This window comes from Comamonas sp. Tr-654, assembly GCF_011752915.1.
Lineage (GTDB): Bacteria > Pseudomonadota > Gammaproteobacteria > Burkholderiales > Burkholderiaceae_C > Comamonas.
This window is the reverse complement of record NZ_VWWQ01000012.1, coordinates 11,894-30,198: the sequence shown is the minus strand read 5'-3', so window position 1 is coordinate 30,198 and position 18,305 is coordinate 11,894. Positions and strand designations below refer to the sequence as shown.

17 protein-coding genes are annotated in these 18,305 nt (G+C 63.2%); 5 read left to right on the top strand and 12 right to left on the bottom strand.

What is annotated here, in order from left to right; genetic code table 11:
• Positions 1-32: 32 nt before the first annotated feature.
• Positions 33-938 (top strand): MBL fold metallo-hydrolase, encoded by a 906-nt coding sequence (locus F3J24_RS24640; protein ID WP_167011511.1) that lies wholly within the window; start codon positions 33-35, stop codon positions 936-938.
• Here the strand turns inward: F3J24_RS24640 and F3J24_RS24635 are convergent, their stop codons facing one another.
• The 4 genes from F3J24_RS24635 to F3J24_RS24620 form a co-directional block, all read right to left on the bottom strand.
• Positions 939-2,420 (bottom strand): MBL fold metallo-hydrolase, encoded by a 1,482-nt coding sequence (locus tag F3J24_RS24635; RefSeq protein ID WP_240154469.1) that lies wholly within the window; start codon positions 2,418-2,420, stop codon positions 939-941.
• Between the two features lie 17 nt (positions 2,421-2,437).
• Positions 2,438-3,835: a DUF1254 domain-containing protein gene (locus F3J24_RS24630; protein ID WP_167011507.1), complete on the bottom strand. Its 1,398-nt coding sequence runs from the start codon at positions 3,833-3,835 to the stop codon at positions 2,438-2,440.
• A 123-nt stretch (positions 3,836-3,958) separates the two neighbouring features.
• Complete coding sequence (locus tag F3J24_RS24625; protein WP_043004243.1) at positions 3,959-5,344, bottom strand: DUF1329 domain-containing protein; 1,386 nt, start codon at positions 5,342-5,344, stop codon at positions 3,959-3,961.
• A gap of 420 nt (positions 5,345-5,764) precedes the next feature.
• A complete protein-coding gene (locus F3J24_RS24620) occupies positions 5,765-6,175 on the bottom strand; it encodes a hypothetical protein (RefSeq protein WP_167011541.1) in 411 nt (136 codons plus the stop codon).
• Positions 6,176-6,503: 328 nt separating this feature from the next.
• Between F3J24_RS24620 and F3J24_RS24615 the strand changes: the two genes are divergently transcribed.
• From F3J24_RS24615 to F3J24_RS24600, 4 genes are all read left to right on the top strand, one after another.
• Complete coding sequence (locus F3J24_RS24615) at positions 6,504-7,550, top strand: methionine ABC transporter ATP-binding protein (RefSeq protein WP_167011505.1); 1,047 nt, start codon at positions 6,504-6,506, stop codon at positions 7,548-7,550.
• A 5-nt stretch (positions 7,551-7,555) separates the two neighbouring features.
• On the top strand, positions 7,556-8,221 hold the full coding sequence (locus F3J24_RS24610; protein ID WP_003055731.1) for a methionine ABC transporter permease: 666 nt from the start codon (positions 7,556-7,558) through the stop codon (positions 8,219-8,221).
• Positions 8,222-8,367: 146 nt separating this feature from the next.
• A complete protein-coding gene (locus F3J24_RS24605; RefSeq protein WP_230629988.1) occupies positions 8,368-8,673 on the top strand; it encodes a single-stranded DNA-binding protein in 306 nt (101 codons plus the stop codon).
• A 205-nt stretch (positions 8,674-8,878) separates the two neighbouring features.
• The gene (locus tag F3J24_RS24600) at positions 8,879-9,679 is read left to right on the top strand and encodes a MetQ/NlpA family ABC transporter substrate-binding protein (protein WP_167011503.1); all 801 of its coding nucleotides are present in this window, start codon (positions 8,879-8,881) and stop codon (positions 9,677-9,679) included.
• A gap of 229 nt (positions 9,680-9,908) precedes the next feature.
• Here the strand turns inward: F3J24_RS24600 and F3J24_RS24595 are convergent, their stop codons facing one another.
• The 8 genes from F3J24_RS24595 to F3J24_RS24560 all read right to left on the bottom strand — a co-directional run bounded on the left by F3J24_RS24595 (position 9,909) and on the right by F3J24_RS24560 (position 18,063).
• Positions 9,909-10,622, bottom strand: coding sequence for a nitroreductase (locus F3J24_RS24595; protein WP_370527777.1), 714 nt, complete (start codon positions 10,620-10,622; stop codon positions 9,909-9,911).
• Between the two features lie 25 nt (positions 10,623-10,647).
• Complete coding sequence (locus tag F3J24_RS24590; protein ID WP_167011501.1) at positions 10,648-11,862, bottom strand: acetyl-CoA C-acyltransferase; 1,215 nt, start codon at positions 11,860-11,862, stop codon at positions 10,648-10,650.
• A 5-nt stretch (positions 11,863-11,867) separates the two neighbouring features.
• Complete coding sequence (locus tag F3J24_RS24585; RefSeq protein ID WP_167011499.1) at positions 11,868-13,379, bottom strand: AMP-binding protein; 1,512 nt, start codon at positions 13,377-13,379, stop codon at positions 11,868-11,870.
• A complete protein-coding gene (locus F3J24_RS24580; RefSeq protein ID WP_167011497.1) occupies positions 13,376-13,969 on the bottom strand; it encodes a biotin transporter BioY in 594 nt (197 codons plus the stop codon). The genes F3J24_RS24585 and F3J24_RS24580 overlap by 4 nt, the downstream gene beginning before the upstream one ends.
• 10 nt (positions 13,970-13,979) lie before the next feature.
• Complete coding sequence (locus F3J24_RS24575; RefSeq protein WP_167011495.1) at positions 13,980-14,573, bottom strand: energy-coupling factor transporter transmembrane protein EcfT; 594 nt, start codon at positions 14,571-14,573, stop codon at positions 13,980-13,982.
• Positions 14,566-15,315, bottom strand: coding sequence for an energy-coupling factor ABC transporter ATP-binding protein (locus F3J24_RS24570; protein ID WP_167011493.1), 750 nt, complete (start codon positions 15,313-15,315; stop codon positions 14,566-14,568). Before F3J24_RS24570 ends, F3J24_RS24575 begins: the two co-directional genes overlap by 8 nt.
• Before the next feature lie 347 nt (positions 15,316-15,662).
• On the bottom strand, positions 15,663-15,878 hold the full coding sequence (locus F3J24_RS24565; protein WP_167011491.1) for a hypothetical protein: 216 nt from the start codon (positions 15,876-15,878) through the stop codon (positions 15,663-15,665).
• A gap of 55 nt (positions 15,879-15,933) precedes the next feature.
• Positions 15,934-18,063, bottom strand: a complete 2,130-nt coding sequence (locus F3J24_RS24560; protein ID WP_167011489.1) for a TonB-dependent receptor — start codon at positions 18,061-18,063, stop codon at positions 15,934-15,936.
• Between the last annotated feature and the right edge of the window lie 242 nt (positions 18,064-18,305).

The window sequence follows — 18,305 nt, the reverse complement described above, 5'->3', positions numbered from 1 at the left end:
AAAATTTCAGTTGTGCCGTTCAAGGAGTTGCCATGTCAGCCAGCGTGATGCATATCGAGCCGTTTTTTGATACCGCTACCGGCACCCTGAGCTATGTCCTGGCCGATACGGTCAACGCTCAGGCTGCCGTGATTGACCCGGTGCTGGATTTCGAACCGAAGTCGGGCACACTGAGCAGCCGTTCAGCGGACGCACTGATCGACTATGTGCGCGGCAAAGGCTGGCAGCTGCAGTGGATACTGGAAACCCATGCTCATGCGGATCATCTCTCGGCGGCCCAGCATATCCGTCACCACCTGGGCGGCAAGGTGGCCATCGGTGCCCATATCTGCGATGTACAGGCCGTGTTTCGCAAGATCTATCACTTCGAGCGCAGCTTCCTGCCCGACGGCAGCCAGTTCGACCATCTGGTGCAGCATGGCGAGCGTCTGCCGCTGGGTCAGCTGGAGCTGCTGGCCATGCATGTGCCCGGCCACACCCCGGCCGATATGGCTTATCTGGTGGAAGATACCGTGTTTGTGGGCGATACCCTGTTCATGCCCGACGTGGGCACGGCACGTGCCGACTTTCCCGGCGGCGATGCGGCGACACTCTATCGTTCGATCAGGCAGATTCTGGCGTTGCCTGAGCAGACCCGCCTCTTTGTCTGTCACGACTACCCGCCGGCGGGCCGCAAGCCGCAATGGCAGACCACGGTGCAGGCCCAGCGCAGCGGCAATATCCATGTGCATGACGGCGTCAGCGAGGCGGAGTTCGTGCAGATGCGCACTGCACGCGACGCCACGCTGGAGATGCCCACGTTGATTCTGCCCTCGGTGCAGGTCAATGTGCGGGCGGGCAAGCTGCCGCCCGCACAGGATGATGGCCGTACCTATATCCAGTTACCCATCAACGCCTTTGCTGCGAACGGGCAACTGCCTCAGGGCCTGTCGCAGTGATTACTGCGCTGGACCGGGCCGAGCGGCATCGGCTGTGCGTTGGCTGGCCAGTTCATTGAGCTTGAGCTGCAGGCGCACCATGTGCTCGGCATAGACCAGCACTTCCTGCGTGGGCAGAGGCTTGGCGACACGGCGGGCATAGACGTTCAGCGCCCCTTGGGCCACCTCGGGGTCATCGCTATCCGCATACCAGGCCCAGTCGGCCAGGTGAGAGGCCAGCTCCGGATTGCTGTCTGCCAGCGCCACTGCACGCCGAATCACCGGCCTGGCACCGCCGGCTAGCTGCACGATTTCTTTGGCCTCATTGGCCAGAGGCGCCGGGCGCCAGTGCGATGGAATATCGTCCCACCAGCCGCTGTACTCGCTGACCACCATGCGGCCGATGTCCCTGGCCGAGACATAGAGCTCGCGTGCATCGCTTCGCTTGGCCAGCTCCGGCGGCAGTGCGACTTTGTCGATCACCAGATCACGACGCTCGCCGCTGTTCAGGCCCGCCACCACCTGCCTGGAGATGCTGTCCAGCATCTGGGCCTGCGCCGGCAGGCGGTCCTGGATTTCCTCGGGCCTGGCAATGGCCGGACCATGCGCCGGCAGCAGCAGCTCGGGTTTGAGTGCTGCCATGTCGCGCAGGGCCTGGGCCCACTCCTCGGGGTAGCGCTGGCGGCGCTTGCCATTGCCTGCATTGGGCAAAAAGCCCTGGAAGTAGTCGGCACTGGCCACAATGCCGCGACCGGGTACAGCGACCCAGATCTGGTCTTCGGTCTCGCCGCGCGCATGGGTCAGCACAAAGTCTTCGCCGCCTATGGTGAGCGTGGTCTTGTCCTGGAAGGTCTGTGTGGGGCGCACTGCATCGGCCCAGGTGCGCGGCACGTCGGCCACGCTTTGCTGGTTGTTGCGCGCGATCAGACCGTTGCTGCGCATGTCCAGCTCCATCTGGGCGATGAAGCGCTGCTCGGTCACCACACGCGGCTTCTGGTCCATCAATGCCCAGGCGCCAAAGGCATGGTCGGCATGAAAGTGGGTCAGGATGACGGTGTGCAGCGGCTTGTTGCTGAGCTGCTTCAGCGTCTCGGCCAAGGCCGGGCCTGCGGGGGCGTAGCCGCTATCGACCAGGACCAGGCCTTCGTCGGTCTCGAAGACCACCACATTGACGATGGGAAAGCGCAGCAGCCAGGTACGCGGAGCCACGGCCTCGACCTTGAGTCTGGCTCGGGCCTCTGCAATGGCGTTCTGGTCGGTTCGGCTGTACATGCTGTTGGCCACTGCATACGACAGCTCGGTGCCAAAGCCACCACCTTCCATGATGGATTTGACCATCTGCGGATTGGCCTTGAACACCTGGGCGCGGGCAGCAAGCACGGCCGGGCTTTTCGCTCCCGAGCCGCCGCGGTCATCCTGATCGTGGGCGTTGACCGTACCGAGCTGGCCCAGTGCCAGGGCCGCGGCAAAGGCGTATCGATAGAGACGAGATATTTTTCTCATGTTTGCCATCACTGCATTCATTGGACGTTGATCCGTTGCACCGGCTCCAGAATCCACGAAGGATCCAGCACCTCGGGCCAGGGCTGGTAGGCGCGGGCCATCAGATAGAACAGGTTCTTCTCGGGCGTGGGCAGCCAGTTGGCACGCTTTTCAGGGCCCGGGTCCGTGGGTTGCAACCAGATGTCCAGGCTGCCGTCGGCGTTGAACTTCATGCCCTTGGTGCGGTCTCCAATGGAGTAGCGGTTGATGGGGTTGTCCACCATGTATTGGCCGCCGGTCACGAATTCATAGAGCGAGACGGACCAGAAGGCATCTGCGGGCAGACGACCCTGGGGCAAATGCAGGCGATAGGCCCGGCCCCGGCCAAGTGCCTGGTCGCTGCCGTCGACGCTGGCGGCAAAGTAGGTGGCTTCCGCAGCCTCCAGGCCAAGGATGCCGCCCGACATGGCTGCCGACTGGGCACGCATGGCGTAGTTACTGCCAAAGCCGTCCGGCAGGCGATAAGGGGTCCAGCCGTTTCTTCGTCTGGGGTCAGCCGTCTTGCGATCGGCATTCAGGCGATTCTTGAGTTCGTTTTTCTCGATCTCGGGCGCCAGGCTCAGCCAGCGCTGCTGCACGGCCTCGGGCAGCTTGTCCCAGCTGCAGGCCTTGCCGCAGATGCCCACGCTGGCAAAGCGCTGCAGCAGCGCGTGTTCCGTGCCGGGCGGTGGGTTGCGTGCCAGGGCCTCATTGCTCACACCGACAAAGCGGCTCCAGTCCTGGGCCTGCGGCTTGATCTGTGGACTGTCTGCGCCGGTCCTGAGCACAGGCTCCATGCGAAAGCCGTCCTGCACGGCATGAGCGCTCTTGAGGTCATCTTCACCGGTGACCAGCACACGCAGATTCAGATAGACATCCCGCGTGGGCGCGCGCACGATCTGGTCGACCTGAGGGATCTTGCCGCTCCAGCGCGGGCCGACCAGGGCAATCTTGCGTGCCTTGGTGCCGCCAATGCGCCGGCCCACGTAGGAGAAAGTATTGAGGTCTGCGCCAATCATGGCGATCACGTAGTAGCGGCCATGGGTTTCGGGCAGGGACAGCACCAGGGGAGACTTTTCGAGATCCAGCCAGGCGGTGGAGTAGAAGGTGTCGCGAATCGGGCCGTTGGCCCAGCGGTCCTTGGGCGTGGCCAGGTGGCGCGAGTGGCGGAAGTGGTTGAGCGTGGTGGCGGTGGGGGAGTCCTTGACCTCCAGGGCTTCATGCCGCATTTTCATGAATTCCTGATAGGGGTAGGCATAGAGCATGGCCTCGCGGATCAGGCTGTCCAGAGCCTGGTCTTCGGTGGCAGCGGGCGTCTGGGCATGGGCCGTGCCCAGGCAAAGGCCCAATGCCGCAGCCGCCATGGCGCGCAGCCCGGCGCGGTTCGACTTTGACATGTGATTGAATTGGTGTGGTGGTGGTGATGACCGGGGCCGGTGGCTTTTCCGTCCCGGCCCAGGTCTCTCTGCGGCGAGCACCGCATGCAGCGCGTGTCAGCGGCGAATGGCAGAGCAAGCCGCTCAGGTGCCGGCGTTGCGCGTGGCTTCAGGGGTGAACATGGAGGGATTCATGTCTCCCTTGTTAAGCACGGGGCCCTTGGGGCGCTCCTGGAACAGGTTGTAGGCCACATAGCCCCCGCCGATCAGGTCGTGGTAGAAGGCCGTGCCTGCGTGCCAGGCGTTGGAGTCGAACGCGTAGTAGTAATTGATGAGGCCTTGCTGCCACAGATTGCCGCGTGCATCGTAGAAGTCGCTCATCACGGCGTGGCCGGTGTCTTCGTCAAGGAATAGCACGCGCTTGCCATAGAGATGGCGATAGCCTTCCTTGAGCGTGGCTTCCAGCACCCAGACGCGGCGCAGTTCATAGCGCATGTAGTCAGGGTTGGCATGGCCGGGCTTGAGCAGATCGGCGTACTTCACGGTATTGGCGTGAATCTTGTACGCATTGGCGGGAATGTAGATTTCCTTCTTGCCCAGATTCTTCCAGTTGTAGCGCTCGGGCGAGCCATTGAAGAGACGGTCGGAGTCAATCGTCATCTTGGCGCCCACGCCGCCCCCCATGGGCTGATCAAAGCCGTACTCGGGAATCTGGCGCACCCGGCGTGTGCCCGGGTCATAGCTCCAGCCCAGGCGCTTGTCCTTGCCGAAGTTGACCGGCTCACGGCTGACGCTGACCCCGCCTTTTTCGCGCTCGGGCAGCTTGACCGCATTCATGCCCTGGGCCATGGTGCCTTCCAGCGGCTTGCCGGCCTGCTCGGGGGAGTTCAGCAAGCTCATGCTGCGGTTGTCGGCGCGGCCGAAGACGGTGGAGCCATCCTGCATCACATAGGCGTTGTCACGCAGTGTGTGTTCGGTGAACGAGCGCAGCGGAAACAGGTTGTTGAAGGCCAGCTCCATGCCGGTCTTGGGGAAGGGGAACGGTATGGCCCCCTTGACTGCGTTGTCGGCACCCATTCCGTCGGCGCTGATCACGGCGTTCTGCGCATTGGCTTTGGCCGAGGCACAGGCAAAGTCCGGATAGCGGAAGTCGCGGTGGCCCGGATAGACGGGAATGCTGAAAGTCTTGGGGTAGCGCGCAAACATGGCCTTCTGGCCTTCGGTCAGATTGGCGGCGTACTTGGCGACATTCTCGGCCGTGATGGAGAACAGGGGCTTTTCATTGGCATAGGGGTCCACCGGGTGCTGACCCGCATGCGGCGTGTACTGAATTCCAGGCGGCGTTCCCAGCCATTTGCCCGTGTATTCGGGAACGCCGCTGGCGGTGCCGGCCTTTTCGGCACCGATACAGGTCAAGGACTTGCCCAGCTTTTCAATTTCTTCGGGGCTGCCTTTGGCGGCGGCTGCACCAGCCATGACGCTGGTCACGGTCAGCGCGATCAGGGCGCGGTAGCTCAGGTTGCTTTCCATCACGAATCCTCAAAGATGTATGTGTGCAGCATTTGCACTATCGATCTGCCCGCGAATCGGGCCAAGGTCTAGTCCAGGTCAGCTAGTCGCTGACTTGACGCCTGTCGATGAATTCAATGTTCAAGCGAGCTTTGCGGCTCACCATCGCTCGTTTGGACTAGCCCGTAGGGCCTAGCGAAGTCACCTCAGAGACAGACTGCCACTCCAGCCCTGAGCCGACTCGCTCTGGCAAGGGAAAACCTGTGGCATCCAGCCTCGGGAAAACCAAGATGAAAATGCGCTTGAGGGGTATCGGGCGTATTGCTTTTGAAAGCGAAAGGCCGCCATGGGCCGGACGACGTAGGCCGCAAGGACTAGCGTTGTCTGAAGACCCAGGTGGCGAAGTGCCTGCTTTGTTGTCAGGCCTTGCCGGTGCTGGAATCAGCTGTCGGGCATGCCAAACAGGTCATGCGCATCCAGCAGGGCCCAGGCAATCTCGGGCTTGCGCTCTAGCCCCTTGCGGATCGCGGCGGGAATGCTCTGACGTGTTTTGCGGCATAGACCCGGCAGGTCGCCAAGCTCGATCTGGATGCCGCGCATGGTGCGGACCTCGTTGTTGCCGGGCGTGATACGTATCTCAAGGCCCAGGAGCGCGTGAATGCGCTGCTGCATATGCTCGAGATCGACCAGGCTGCTGATGCTCTCAAGGCGCTGCAGCAGCTTTTTCTCTTCTTCGCGCGTGAGCTGCAGAATGCGCAGATCCGCATCCGGCGTGCTCAGCAACTGCTCGCGCCGGCAGTCGCAGGCACCGGGCGGGCATTCAACACGGATGGGCAGAGGTGGCGGCTGCATAGGGTGGCAGAGAAAACCGGGGACAGATGCAAGCATGCTAAGGCCTGCAATGCCTTGCCGCCAGTGGGGACAGGCCTGGGCAAGGCCGGCATTTGCTAGCTTGCTGGCGGCGCCATAAGTGAATTCACTTGTCCCAGTTGCTCTCAGGTTTGCCTAGACTCAGGCATTATTGAGGGTTACTACTAAAAGTAGGCTGGCTTGATCTGCCGGCATCTACCAGAACGAAGGCCTGCATTGCCCGCTGCCCGGCAGCGCTGCTGCTGGGATGGGAACAATCACTTTTTATAGCGTCAAACGCATATTTCATGCGTGATTCGCGATATTTTTCATGATAGAAATTCGGGATTTATCCCTGACATACCAAGGCCCCAAGGGCCCGGTGCACGCCTTGCGTGGCATCAATCTGGAAATCGCTTCGGGCGAGGTATTCGGCATCATCGGCCGCTCCGGCGCGGGCAAAAGCTCGCTGGTGCGTTGCCTGAATCTGCTCAACCGCCCCACGGAAGGCAAGGTCATCGTCAATGGACGTGACCTCATGCAGCTGTCCGATGGCGAGTTGCGCGCCGCGCGCCGCGACATTGGCATGGTGTTCCAGCACTTCAATTTGCTGTCCTCGCGTACCGTGTATGACAACGTGGCCCTGCCGCTGGAGCTGGCCGGTGTTTCCAAGGACGAGATTTACCAGCGCGTGACGCCGCTGCTGGAGCTGGTGGGCCTGGACCATCTGGCCGACCGCTATCCGGCCCAGATTTCCGGCGGCCAGAAACAGCGCGTGGGCATTGCCCGGGCGCTGGCCAGCAACCCCAAGGTGCTGCTCAGCGACGAAGCCACTTCGGCGCTGGATCCCGAAACCACGCGCTCCATTCTGGATCTGCTGCGCAAGGTCAACCGCGAGCTGGGCGTGACCGTGGTGCTGATCACCCACCAGATGCTGGTGATCAAGCAGATTGCCGACCGCGTTGCCGTGATCGACGGTGGCGAGATTGCCGAGCTGGGGCCTGTGATCGACGTCTTCACCCGCCCTCAGCAGACGATCACCAAGAGCCTGATTGACGAAATCGTGCCCCAGCAACTGCCCGAGTCGGTGATGAAGCGCGTGAACCAGCTGGCCGCACAGCTGCAGCCCGGCCAGCAAGGCCAGCTGCTGCGCTTGTCCTATGCAGGCGAGAGCGCCTATCAGCCGATTCTTTCGCACCTGATTCGCGAGCTGGGTCTGGATCTGTCGATTCTGCACGGCCAGATCGACGAGATCCAGGAGCAGACTTTTGGCTCGCTGGCCGTCTATGCCAGCGGCGAGGCCGCCAAGATTGACGCGGCCGTGGAGCACCTGCGCACCAGCGGTGTGCAGGTACAGATCGTGTCCAGCAAGGATTGAGAGCGATGTTTGAGAATTTTTCGGAAATGATGCTCCAGCTGCTGCTGGATTCCTTCTGGGAGACGCTGATCATGGTCGGCATCTCGGGCCTGATCGGCGGTCTGATCGGCATCCCCCTCGGCGTCTTCCTGCGCCTGACCGACCATGGCGGCATCTTGCAGAACGGCCCGGCCAACAAGGTTGTCGGTTGGATCGTGAATGCGCTGCGCTCCACCCCCTTCATCATCTTGCTGGTGGCCATCATTCCGCTGACGCGTCTGATCACGGGCTCCTCCATCGGCACCTGGGCGGCCGTGGTGCCGCTGACGATTGCGGCGGCGCCGTTTGTGGCCCGTCTGGTGGAAACCGCCTTGCGCGAGGTCGATGGCGGCCTGATCGAGGCGGCCCAGTCCATGGGCGCAACCACCGGTCAGATCGTCTGGAAGGTACTGCTGCCCGAAGCGCTGCCGGGCATCGTCGCGGGCCTGACCATCAGCTTCGTCAGCCTGACCGGCTACTCGGCCATGGCGGGCGCCATTGGCGGCGGCGGCCTGGGCGATCTGGGTATCCGCTACGGCTACCAGCGCTTCTTGCCTGACGTGATGCTGGTCGTGGTGATCATTCTGATCTTCTTTGTGCAGGCCATTCAAAGCCTGGGCGACTGGGCCGTGCGACGCCTGAGCCATCGCTGAGCTGCGGTGCACATTACCAAAAATTAAGAAAAGGGGTGCTGCCCGGAAACAGGCTGCCCCCTCTAAAATGCAGGTTCAAGATTTTTTGAAAGGCCGCTCTTGATCAAGGGTGGCCATGATTTTTTCTGGGTAGATAACAGCAAATGATGGATGGTTTGATAACCGGCCGACTCACCGGCGTTCCCGAGAGTCGCGTAGACCGCAACCGCCGCCCCTATATGGTGGCCCGCATGCGGGCCAACGCAGGCGACGGCTCCTCGATTCCCGTGAATATCGTCGCTTTCGACAATGCACCTTGCGCCGTGCTGCGCAGTCTCTCCGAAGGTGATGCGATTGCCCTGCGCGGCAGCTTCACGCCCAAGGTCTGGATCGACAGGCAGGACGAGTCCCATGCCGTGCTCGACGTGGTGGCCCAGCAGGTGCTGGCTGCGCCCTCGATGTCCGACCTCTGATGGCCTGTACCGCGCCACACAAGCCCGCTACCGTGAAGGAGCGGGCTTTTTTGTGGGCGCTCGGCCCGCGGCATTCGACGCATCCGGGCTTGCATGGCCAATCCGTAGTTTGCATCTGAGCAATCTGTCTAAGAAACAGCGCTCGGGCAGCTGAAACTGGCGCTACAGTCTTAGCCACTCTCAATCTTCCGTACAAGGAATCTGCATGTTGAACAAGCGCTCGCTTTTGCGCACCACATTGGCCGTGGCTGCTGCGGCCACGCTGGGCTTTGCCGCCCAGGCCCAGGACAAGACCATCAAGATTGGCGTGACTGCCGGTCCTCACGCGCAGATCATGGAAGTGGTGAAGAAGGTCGCCGCCAGGAACGGCCTGAACCTCAAGGTCATTGAGTTCGGCGACTATGTCCAGCCCAATGCGGCACTGGCCGCCGGCGATCTGGATGCCAACAGCTACCAGCACCGTCCCTATCTGGATGCCCAGATCAAGGATCGCGGCTACAAGATCAGCTGGGTGGCCGACACGGTGAATTTCCCCATCGGCATCTATTCCAAGAAGATCAAGGCCTTGTCCGAGCTGTCCACGGGCGCCAAGTTCGGTATTCCCAACGACCCCACCAATGGCGGCCGCGCGCTGCTGCTGTTGCAGACCCAGGGTCTGATCAAGCTCAAGGAGGGCGCGGGCCTGAAGGCCACACCTCTGGATGTGGTCTCCAACCCCAAGAAGCTCAAGTTTGTCGAGCTGGATGCGGCCCAGCTGCCACGTTCGCTGGACGACCTGGAGGCCTCCACCGTCAACACCAATTTCGCGATCTCTGCCGGTCTGAATCCCAAGAAGGATGCGATTGCGCTGGAATCGGCCAAGAACCCCTATGTGAACATCATGGTGGTGCGCGATGCCGACAAGAACCAGCCCTGGGTCGCCCAGCTGATCAAGTCCTATCACTCCGACGAGGTGCGCCAGTTCATCGACAAGGAGTTCAAGGGCTCGGTCTTCCCTGCGTTCTGATGACCTCCTGAGGCGCTTTGCGCCGGCGCCCCCTAGGGGGATGACAGCCTTGCTGCGCTGCGGCGCTTGCTTGCTGTCTCCTTGATGGGGCGGTCGGGCATCGAGCCAAGCGCTGCACTTGCAGCGTTTTTTTATTGCTATCCATTACATAGCTGTTAGCGCATGTTTTCATTAGGTTTCAGGTAGAAAATAACCTGAAAGCCTTTGCTGGCTGGCGCTGGCAGCTCCTTTATTCAAGAGTCTGAAACCACTCGGCGATAGGGGCACGGGTCGTGCGCGTCTGGTTGACGGGGGCGGTCTCGTCGGCCCAGCCCAGGGCCAGGCCGCAGACGATGTGCTTGCTCTCGGGCAGGCCCAGCACGCGGCGCACGGTGGCAGGGTACGAGGCCAGGGCGCCGATGGCGCAGCTGCCCAGGCCCATGGCGGCGGCGGCCAGTTGCAGGCCGTAGAGCATCATGCCCAGGTCCATATAGCCGCCGGGGCCGTAATGGGCGTCGATGGTGACGACCAGCGCCACGGGCGCATCGAAGAAGCGGTAGTTGCGCGCAAACTGCGCTTCGCGTCCGGCGCGGTCGTCGCGCGCCACGCCCAGGGCGCCGTAAAGCGCCTGGGCCGAAGCCACCTGGCGCTTGCGCAGCTGCATGGGCATGGGGCGCGGAAAGTAAGCGTAGTCCTCGCATTCGGGCACCTGGCTTTCGACGTCCTGCAGCAGGGCGGCCGTCAGTTGCTCGCGCAGCTTGCCACGCACCGCGATCAGCTGGCCCGGCTGCAGATTGCCGCCGCTGGGCGCCTGGCGCGCCGTCAGCAGCAACTGATGCAGCAGCGCATCTGGCACGGCATCGGGCAGGAAAGCACGTGTGGAGCGGCGCTGCTGCATCAGTGCCATGCCTGCTGGCAAGTCGATGCTTTCAAGTGGTGTAGCGGCGGAGCCTTTGCTGGACATGGGGTGGTAACTATCAATAATGAATTCAGGGGGTGGCTTGCAGCCATTGCACCAGGGTTGCTGCGCCGATGCCACCGGCTCCGGCAATGGCCGCCAGGCCGAATGCGGCCTCCGGTGTCGATGACTGGGCCTGATGCTCAAGCTGTGCCAGGCAGCGCACCAGTGCAATCGCACCTGACGCGCCGATCGGGTGGCCGCGAGCCAGGCCGCCGCCCGCGCAGTTGATCTGCTCGGGCGCAATGCCCATGGCAGCGCAAAAAGCCAGGCCTTGCACGGCAAAGGCATCGTGCAGTTCGATCACCGACAGATCCTGTGCCTTCAGCTGTGGGCTTGCCAATGCATGGCTGCCTCTGGCCAGCGCCATCTGCGCTGCCGCAATCGCGGCAAGCAGCGGTGTTTCCGGCGCAGCGCCCAGGCTGGCGCTGGCCAGCCATTGTGCGCGGGGCCGCAGATTCCAGCGGGCGCAGGCCTCGGGCGTGGCCAGCAAAAGCAGGGCCGCACCATCGGCCTTTGCAGAGACGGTCAGGGGGCTGAGGGCGTGGGCGGCGATTTCGTCGGCACTCGCCCCCTCATAGCTGCCCCGGGCCAGCACCGGCATGCGCGCGGCACGTGCGGGCTGCAGCGCGCGCGGATAGGCGTCGGCCTCAAGCCCAGCCACAGACACGATTTCGAGGGCGAGTTGCGCCTGGGCGGCCAGGGCTCGGCTGTGGCTCAGCAGCGCATACTGCTCCTGCTGACTGCGGCTGAAGCCATGCGTAAGCGCATAGTCGGCAGCCGATTGCAACATATCGGGGTCGCGCTCGGGATCGGGGGCAAATGGCGGGCGCTCGTAGCCCTGGGGTTGCTCGCCAGAGTGTAGCGGGCGGGTCTGGCGAATAGGGGCGCGGCTCCAGGCCTCGATGCCTCCGGCAATCACCACCTCTGCCTGACCCGATTGCAGCAGACCCACAGCCATGGCCACCGCATCCAGGCCCGAGCAGCACTGGGTATCGATGGTGTGCGCGGCGCAATTGTCGGGCAGGCCGGCGGCCAGTGCCAGCATGCGCGCCGGGTTGCCGCCGGCGCCCAGGGCGTTGCCGATGACGACTGCGTCCACGGTATGGGCCGGCAAGCCGCTTTGCTGCAGCAGTGACAGCAGCAGCGGCCGGCCCAGTTCATGGGGACTGAGCCGAGCCAGGGCCGAGCCGATCGGAGCCAGCGGGCTGCGGGCCCAGGCAATGATGGGGGTCTTGCTTGGCATGGGCCTCAACTCTGCCACGGCCGCAATGCGGGGAGCTGGGCAGGGGATATGCCCGCATCGGCAGGCGCTGCCATCCGGGCGCGCAGGGCCTGGGCCAGCTGGCTGTGGTCGGTCTTGCCGCTGGCTGTCTGCGGCCAGTGCTCGCAGATCCACCACTGGCGCGGCACCTTGAAGGCTTCGGTGCGCTCGCGCAGCCACTGGTTCAGCTCCAGGGCCGAAGGCACTTTGGTCTGGTGCCTCCATTGCAGCACCGCGTGTACCTGCAGGCCGCGCAGCGCATCGGCCTGGCCGTGCAGCGAGACCTGGGCAATCGCCGGGTGGCTGGCCAGCAGGTTCTCCACTTCCTCGGGAAACAGGTTCTTGCCTTGGGTGACGATCATGCGGCTCTGGCGTCCTGCCAGGCACAGCATGCCGCGTTCGTCGATATGGCCCATGTCGCGCACGGACAGCCAGTCGCCGTCGCGCAGCACGGCCGTAGCGTCATGGGCATCGCCCACATAGTCCATGAACAGCATGGGGCTGCGGATATAGATCAGGCCGTCGCTGGCGTGGCTGGTGCCATGCTCGGCCAGTGCATTTTCGGCGGCATCGCTGCCAGTGGGGCGAATGGATAGCTCCACATTGCTGAATGGCCTGCCCACGGCCTGCGGGCCGCTGGCTTCGTCGGCATCCATCCAGGCCACAAAACTGGCCTCGGAGGCTCCGTAGAACTCGATGATGCGGGCCTTGGGGAACAGGGCGCGCAGCGCCGGCGTGTGGGCGCGCATCCAGCGCGCGCCGCTGATGGTGATCAGTTCGACCTCGGGAATCGGTGCCAGCTGTCTATGCTCCGCCCATTGCAGCATCAGCAGCAACTGGCTGGGCACGGCGACAAGGCAGGGCGTATCGCCGCCCGCCAGGGTTGCGAGACAGCGCGAGGCAGAGAACTTTTCCTGCATGACGGCGCCGCAGCCATACCAGATGCCTTGCATGGCCCCGAACAGAAACAGCGAGTGCGAGATGCGCCCCGGTGCCAGCGTGCGCTGGGCGACGACGGGGCCGAAATCCTGCAGGCCGACGCGAAAGCTCTCCGTCCACGACAGATGGTGGCGCTTGAAGCCCTTGGGCAGGCCCGTGCTGCCCGAGGTAAAGCCGGTATAGAAGGCGGCTGTCGGTGTTGCCGATTCCAGCTCGCAGGCCTGCCCGGGCAGCCAGCTTTCAATGCGCTGGCGCACGGCCGGTTGCCAGTCGGGGTCGGCGACCGCCGCGCAGCGGCCGCTGCGGATCACGGCCAGAAAGTCCACCAGTCGCTCCAGGGTGGAGCGGCTGGCATCCAGCAGCAGCATCTGCGGCGCGCGTTGCGCCACCAGGCGTGCCGAGCGCAGCTCAACCTCCGCGTGCAGCCGGCCAAAGGTCCAGGAGTCGGACTCGCTCTGCAAGGCCACCACATCGGGTCGGTGCTGTGCCCAATGGGCCAGCGGGCCATGCACCAGTTGCCAGAAGCCTTGCAGCGGCGCAGCAGCGGATAGCGCCTTCATCGGCGACCGCCAAAGCGCCAGTCAGGCAGACCGCGTGCCACGGTGTGAACAATCAGTGCGCAGAGAATGCATTTGATGAAGTCGCCTGGCACAAAGGCCAGCGTCACGGCAAAAGCCTGGCTCAGGCTCATCTTGGCAATCAGCATCAGGCCCAGCACGCCAAAGGCATGCAGGCACAGCAGGCCGCCGAGCACGGAGGCGATGAAAGCGCTCAGTGCCGTGCGGCGCGGCGTGCTTTGCGGCAGGGCGGCCATGATGGCGCCTGTCACGGCGGCGGCCAGCGCATAGCCGATCAGATAGCCGGCAGAAGGTGCCATGAAGACGCCGATGCCGCCGCGGCCGCCCGACAGCAGTGGCAGGCCCACGGCCACGGCCGCGAGAAACAGCGCCATGGATTGCATGCCACGCCAGGGGCCGAGCATGACGCCGGCCAGCATCACGCCCAGCGACTGGATGGTGATGGGCACGCCGAATGGCAGGTCGATCTTGGGAATCAGGCCCATCACGGCCATCAGCGCCGCGAACAGCGATACCTGTGCCATGGAGCGTGCACCGCCGCGCGATACGGTGTGAGAGGGAGTGGTGGTCATCAACAGTCTCCTAGAAACCCAGTCTTGCCCAGAGGGCGTCCGCCACACGGCGCGTGGCCTGCAGCATATGAATCGTCAGCGGTGCAATCAGACGCAGGCCGCCGCTTTTGCCGGTGCGCAGCCGGTATGCCTCGTCCAGCTTCTTCCATTGCACAAAGAAATGCTCGGTAAAGCGCAGCATCAGCGCAAGCTGCATGGCCACGCGCTCGGTGGGGATGCCCAGGCGGGCCAGCGGGGCCAGCAGCCATTCCAGCACCTCGACCAGATCGCTGGGGCGCGTGGTCACGGTCAGCACAATGCCCAGGGTGGAGGCGCAGACCAGCCGAAGGCTGCTGACGGCCGCCAGCACCGGATTGCCCATCAGGACATGAAAGCCCGCCACCAGCAGCGCTGCGACGATGACTGAGCGCATCAGCCGGCGTGCCACCTGTGTGGCTTGGCCCAGCGATATCCAGAGTAGCAAGCAGGTTGCGCCGCAGCCCGCAAGCACCCAGGGGCTGGCTATCAGGAACAGCAGCGTGCCAAAAACCGCCAGCAGCAGGAGCTTGAGGCCGGCCGACCAGCGATGCAGCCAGGTTGCAACTTCGCTGTAGAGGCTACCCATGCAGGTCTCCGTGGGAGGTTGCCTGCATCAGCTGCTCCCGCACGGAAGTCTCGTAGGCGCTGCAGATGTCGCGGCCCGGGCCGTCGCCGCGCAGCCGGCCCTGCTCCAGCCAGATCACGCGTTCAAAGTCGCGCACATGATCGAGCACATGGGTGGAGACCAGCACCTGCTGCGGTGCGGCGGCGATATCCTGGGCCAGACGGGCCTGACCAGGCAGGTCCAGGCTGGCAAAGGGCTCGTCCAGCAGCAGCAGTTGGGGGGCGGCAATCAGCAGCGAGAGCCAGCACACGAGCTGGCGCTGGCCCTGGCTCAGGCTGCTGACGGCTCGCTCGGCCCAGTGGGCCAGACCGCGTGCGGCCAGCAGCTCACGCGCCCTGGCTCTGGCCTGCTGCTTGTTCAGGCCCTGGGGGCGCAGCCCCAGCGCCAGTTCTTCCTCCACGGTGGGGAAGATGATCTGATCGTCCGGGTTCTGGAACATCAGGCCGACGAGGCCCGGCCGGTTCTGGCGCGCCTGCAGCAAGGGCACATCATCTACCAGTACCTGTCCTGCCTGAGGCAGATCGAGCCCGCAAAGCAGGCGGAACAGGCTGGACTTGCCCGCGCCGTTGTTGCCGATCACGCCGATGCGCTTCTCCGCCAGGCTCAGGTTCAGGCCGTCGAACACCTGGGTCTTGCCACGCTGCAACCGTATGTCGATCAGCTGTACGCCTTGCGGGGCCAGGCTCTGCAAACCATCGCTCATGCGCCGGCTCCTGCTGCGGGAACGGCAGGGCTGCAAGCCGCCTGGCTGGGATGTGGATGGCAAAAAACGAAAAGAGCTGACATACGGGGGAATCTGAAACCTGCCCCGGCTTCAAACATGCGAGGCAGCGTTGGTGGCGGATTCTAGCGCTGTGAATTTGCTTTCAAAAGTCTGCGATCTGAGCTCTTTTTATGTGAATTTCCTATAAGAAATGATTTCTTTACTAGGGGTGGCCGCCTGTTGCCGTTTGCCCAGCATTTCGTGGCAGTTGCACGCCTGATGGCAGCGTGTTGCAGAGTGAAGGATTTCTGTGCGCCGTTCATGCCTGCTTCAGGGGCTAACTCCGCTCAATCTGCATGAGCGTCGGCTTGAGGATCCACGAGATTGACCGTGAATAGCCTTGTTTTGACGTGGCTTGCAGGGCTGATGAGCGCAAGCCTGTTGCAGGCGTCTGCCGCCAGGCAGGCAAAACGGGCACGGGATTGGCGGCTTTCGGGCTCGAACAGGCAGTTTGTACGCACGAAATATTTTTCTGAAAAATCGTCTTTGATCTGTCCGGACATGAAAAAAGCGGGCACCAGGCCCGCTTGCTGTTGTCCGTCAACGCGGATGACATGCCTAAAACTGGTAGCTAAGGCTGGTCCCGGCCATCCATTGGCGTCCTGGGGCCGGCTCGTAATAGCGTCCGTTGCCTTCGTTGACGATGACCGAGCCCACATAGTTCTTGTCAGCCAGATTGTCGACGCGGGCAAAGGCACTGAGCTTCCAGGCGCCCAGGCGCCGGGTGTAGCCCACGCTCAGGCTGGCCACGTTGTAGCTGGGGGCATAGACCTGGTTTTTGTCGTCGGCGGCAATTCGGCCCACATGACGCCAGTCCAGACCCACGCGCCAGTCGGTGGCGGGAAGCCATTCCAGCCCCAGGTAGCCCAGATGCCTGGCCGTGCCGGCAATGCGGTTGCCGGCGGGAATGCAGTCCTGGCCCTTGCTGTCGCAATAGCCGCTGCGCAGGCTGGCGTCGAGCACGGTCAGCGCGCCGTTCAGGCGCAGCTGGGGCATCAGCCAGGTGGTGCCGCTCAGCTCCATGCCGCGGCGGCGTGTTTTGCCTGCGTTCTGATAAGAGGTGCGGCCGTTGTCGTTGCTGGCCACCACGATTTCATTGTCGGTACTGGTCTGGAACAGCGCTGCAGACCAGTCGCCGCGCAGGCCGGCCACATTGAAGCGTTGCTTGATGCCCAGCTCGGCACTGGTCGATACCGCAGGTTTGAGGCCGAAGTTCAGGCCGCCCACCAGATCGGGGCGGTACGAGATCTCGTTGAAGGTCGGTGTTTCCATGCCGCGACCCAGCGAGGCATAGACATTGGTGTCCTGATTGAGCTCGTGCTGCAGCGAAACCACCGGTAGCAGCTTATGGAATCCGGCATTGCCGCTATCGTCTTTGTCGGCCAGGAAATGGTCGCGCGACTGGAACTGCACATTGCTCCAGCGCAGGCCTGCATCGAGCTTCCAGCGCGGCGCAAAGGCCCAGGAGGCTTGCAGATAGGGGTCGATGCTGGTGAGGGTATTGCGCTCGTCGCGCACCAGATCGCCGACCACGCCCAGCTGGTTGCCCACAAAGTTCTTGTAGCCCTGGCGGTCTTCCCTGACGGTATTGGCGGCCAGGCCGGCAATCAGGCTCAGGCTGCCGCTGCCCAGTTCGTATTTGCCGCTCCAGCGTGCATCGATGCCGCCATAGTCGCGCTTGAGGCCGATCACTCCGCCTCTGTAGCCAGTCTGTGAGGCCTTGGGTGTGGACTGAAACTGCATCATTTCACGTTGACCGGCATAAGCCATGAAGCGCAGCGCCTGGCCTGCGCCCAACTCGCGTTCATAGGTTAGGCCGGCTTGGGTCTGCTTGACGCTCTTGCGCGAGTTGTATGTCAGCGCATTTGGCGTGGTCATCTTAGGATTCTTGGCCCAGTTCATTGGCTCTATGCCACCGGGGTCCTTCGCATCTATGTCCACATGATTGGCCACCAGGGTCAGCTGACTGTATTCGTCGGGCTTGACATCGATGCGGGCGTTGAACAGGTTTTTGTCCGCTGCGCTCTGGGCCCGGTAGCCGTCGGTCAGAAAACGGCTGGCGCTAAGCACATAGCCAATCCCGTTGGCTTCGCCCTGAGCCTTGAGGCCCAGTCGCTTCTGGCCGTCGCTTCCCAGCGCAAAGCTGCTTTCCACCGAGGGCGCTCCCTCGCCGCGTTCGGTATAGGCATTGATCACGCCGCCAGAGGCGTTGCCATAGAGCGCGGAGTAGGGGCCGCGCAGCACTTCCACGCGCTCCAGCGAGGCGATATCGATATTGTTGGTCTGACCCTGGCCATCCGGCATGGTGGAGGGAATGCCGTCCACATAGATCTGTATGCCGCGCACGCCGAAGGTGGAGCGCGCGCCAAAGCCGCGAATGGATAGCTGCAGGTCTTGCGCGTAGTTCTGGCGGTTCTGCAGCTGCAGGCCCGGAGCGGCGCTCAGGGACTCCGAGAGATTGACCTGCAGATTGCGCTCGCGCATGCGCTCGCCATCGAGCACGGTGACGGAGGCCGGGGTCTGCTCCAGTGCAGACTGCTGCAAGGTGCTTCGCACGGTGACTTCGGACAGCTGGGGCAGCTCTGGCTGGGCGGCGGCTTGCTGGGCCATTGCGGACTGTGCCGTCAGCAGCAGTCCGGCGGCGGCCACAGGCCAGCCTGCCAGATGGCAAAGGCGCGAAAAATGCATGTAAATATCTCTGGGGCTTGGGGCGGGCGTTCGGTGCCCTGGATGATTTGCAAGCGTCTGCTGACACAGTCCATGACCTCGACAGGCCGCGCTTTCAGGCATGGCGCATATGCGCCATTGTCGGCGCCGTGGCAAGTTAGGTCCCAGGCAGCTTGCAGTGCTGGGTCGATTGTATTTGGGCAGCAGTGTTTTGATGTTTTTGCCGTAGATGTCCTTCCTACCTGTGCTGGAGCCTTACCCCA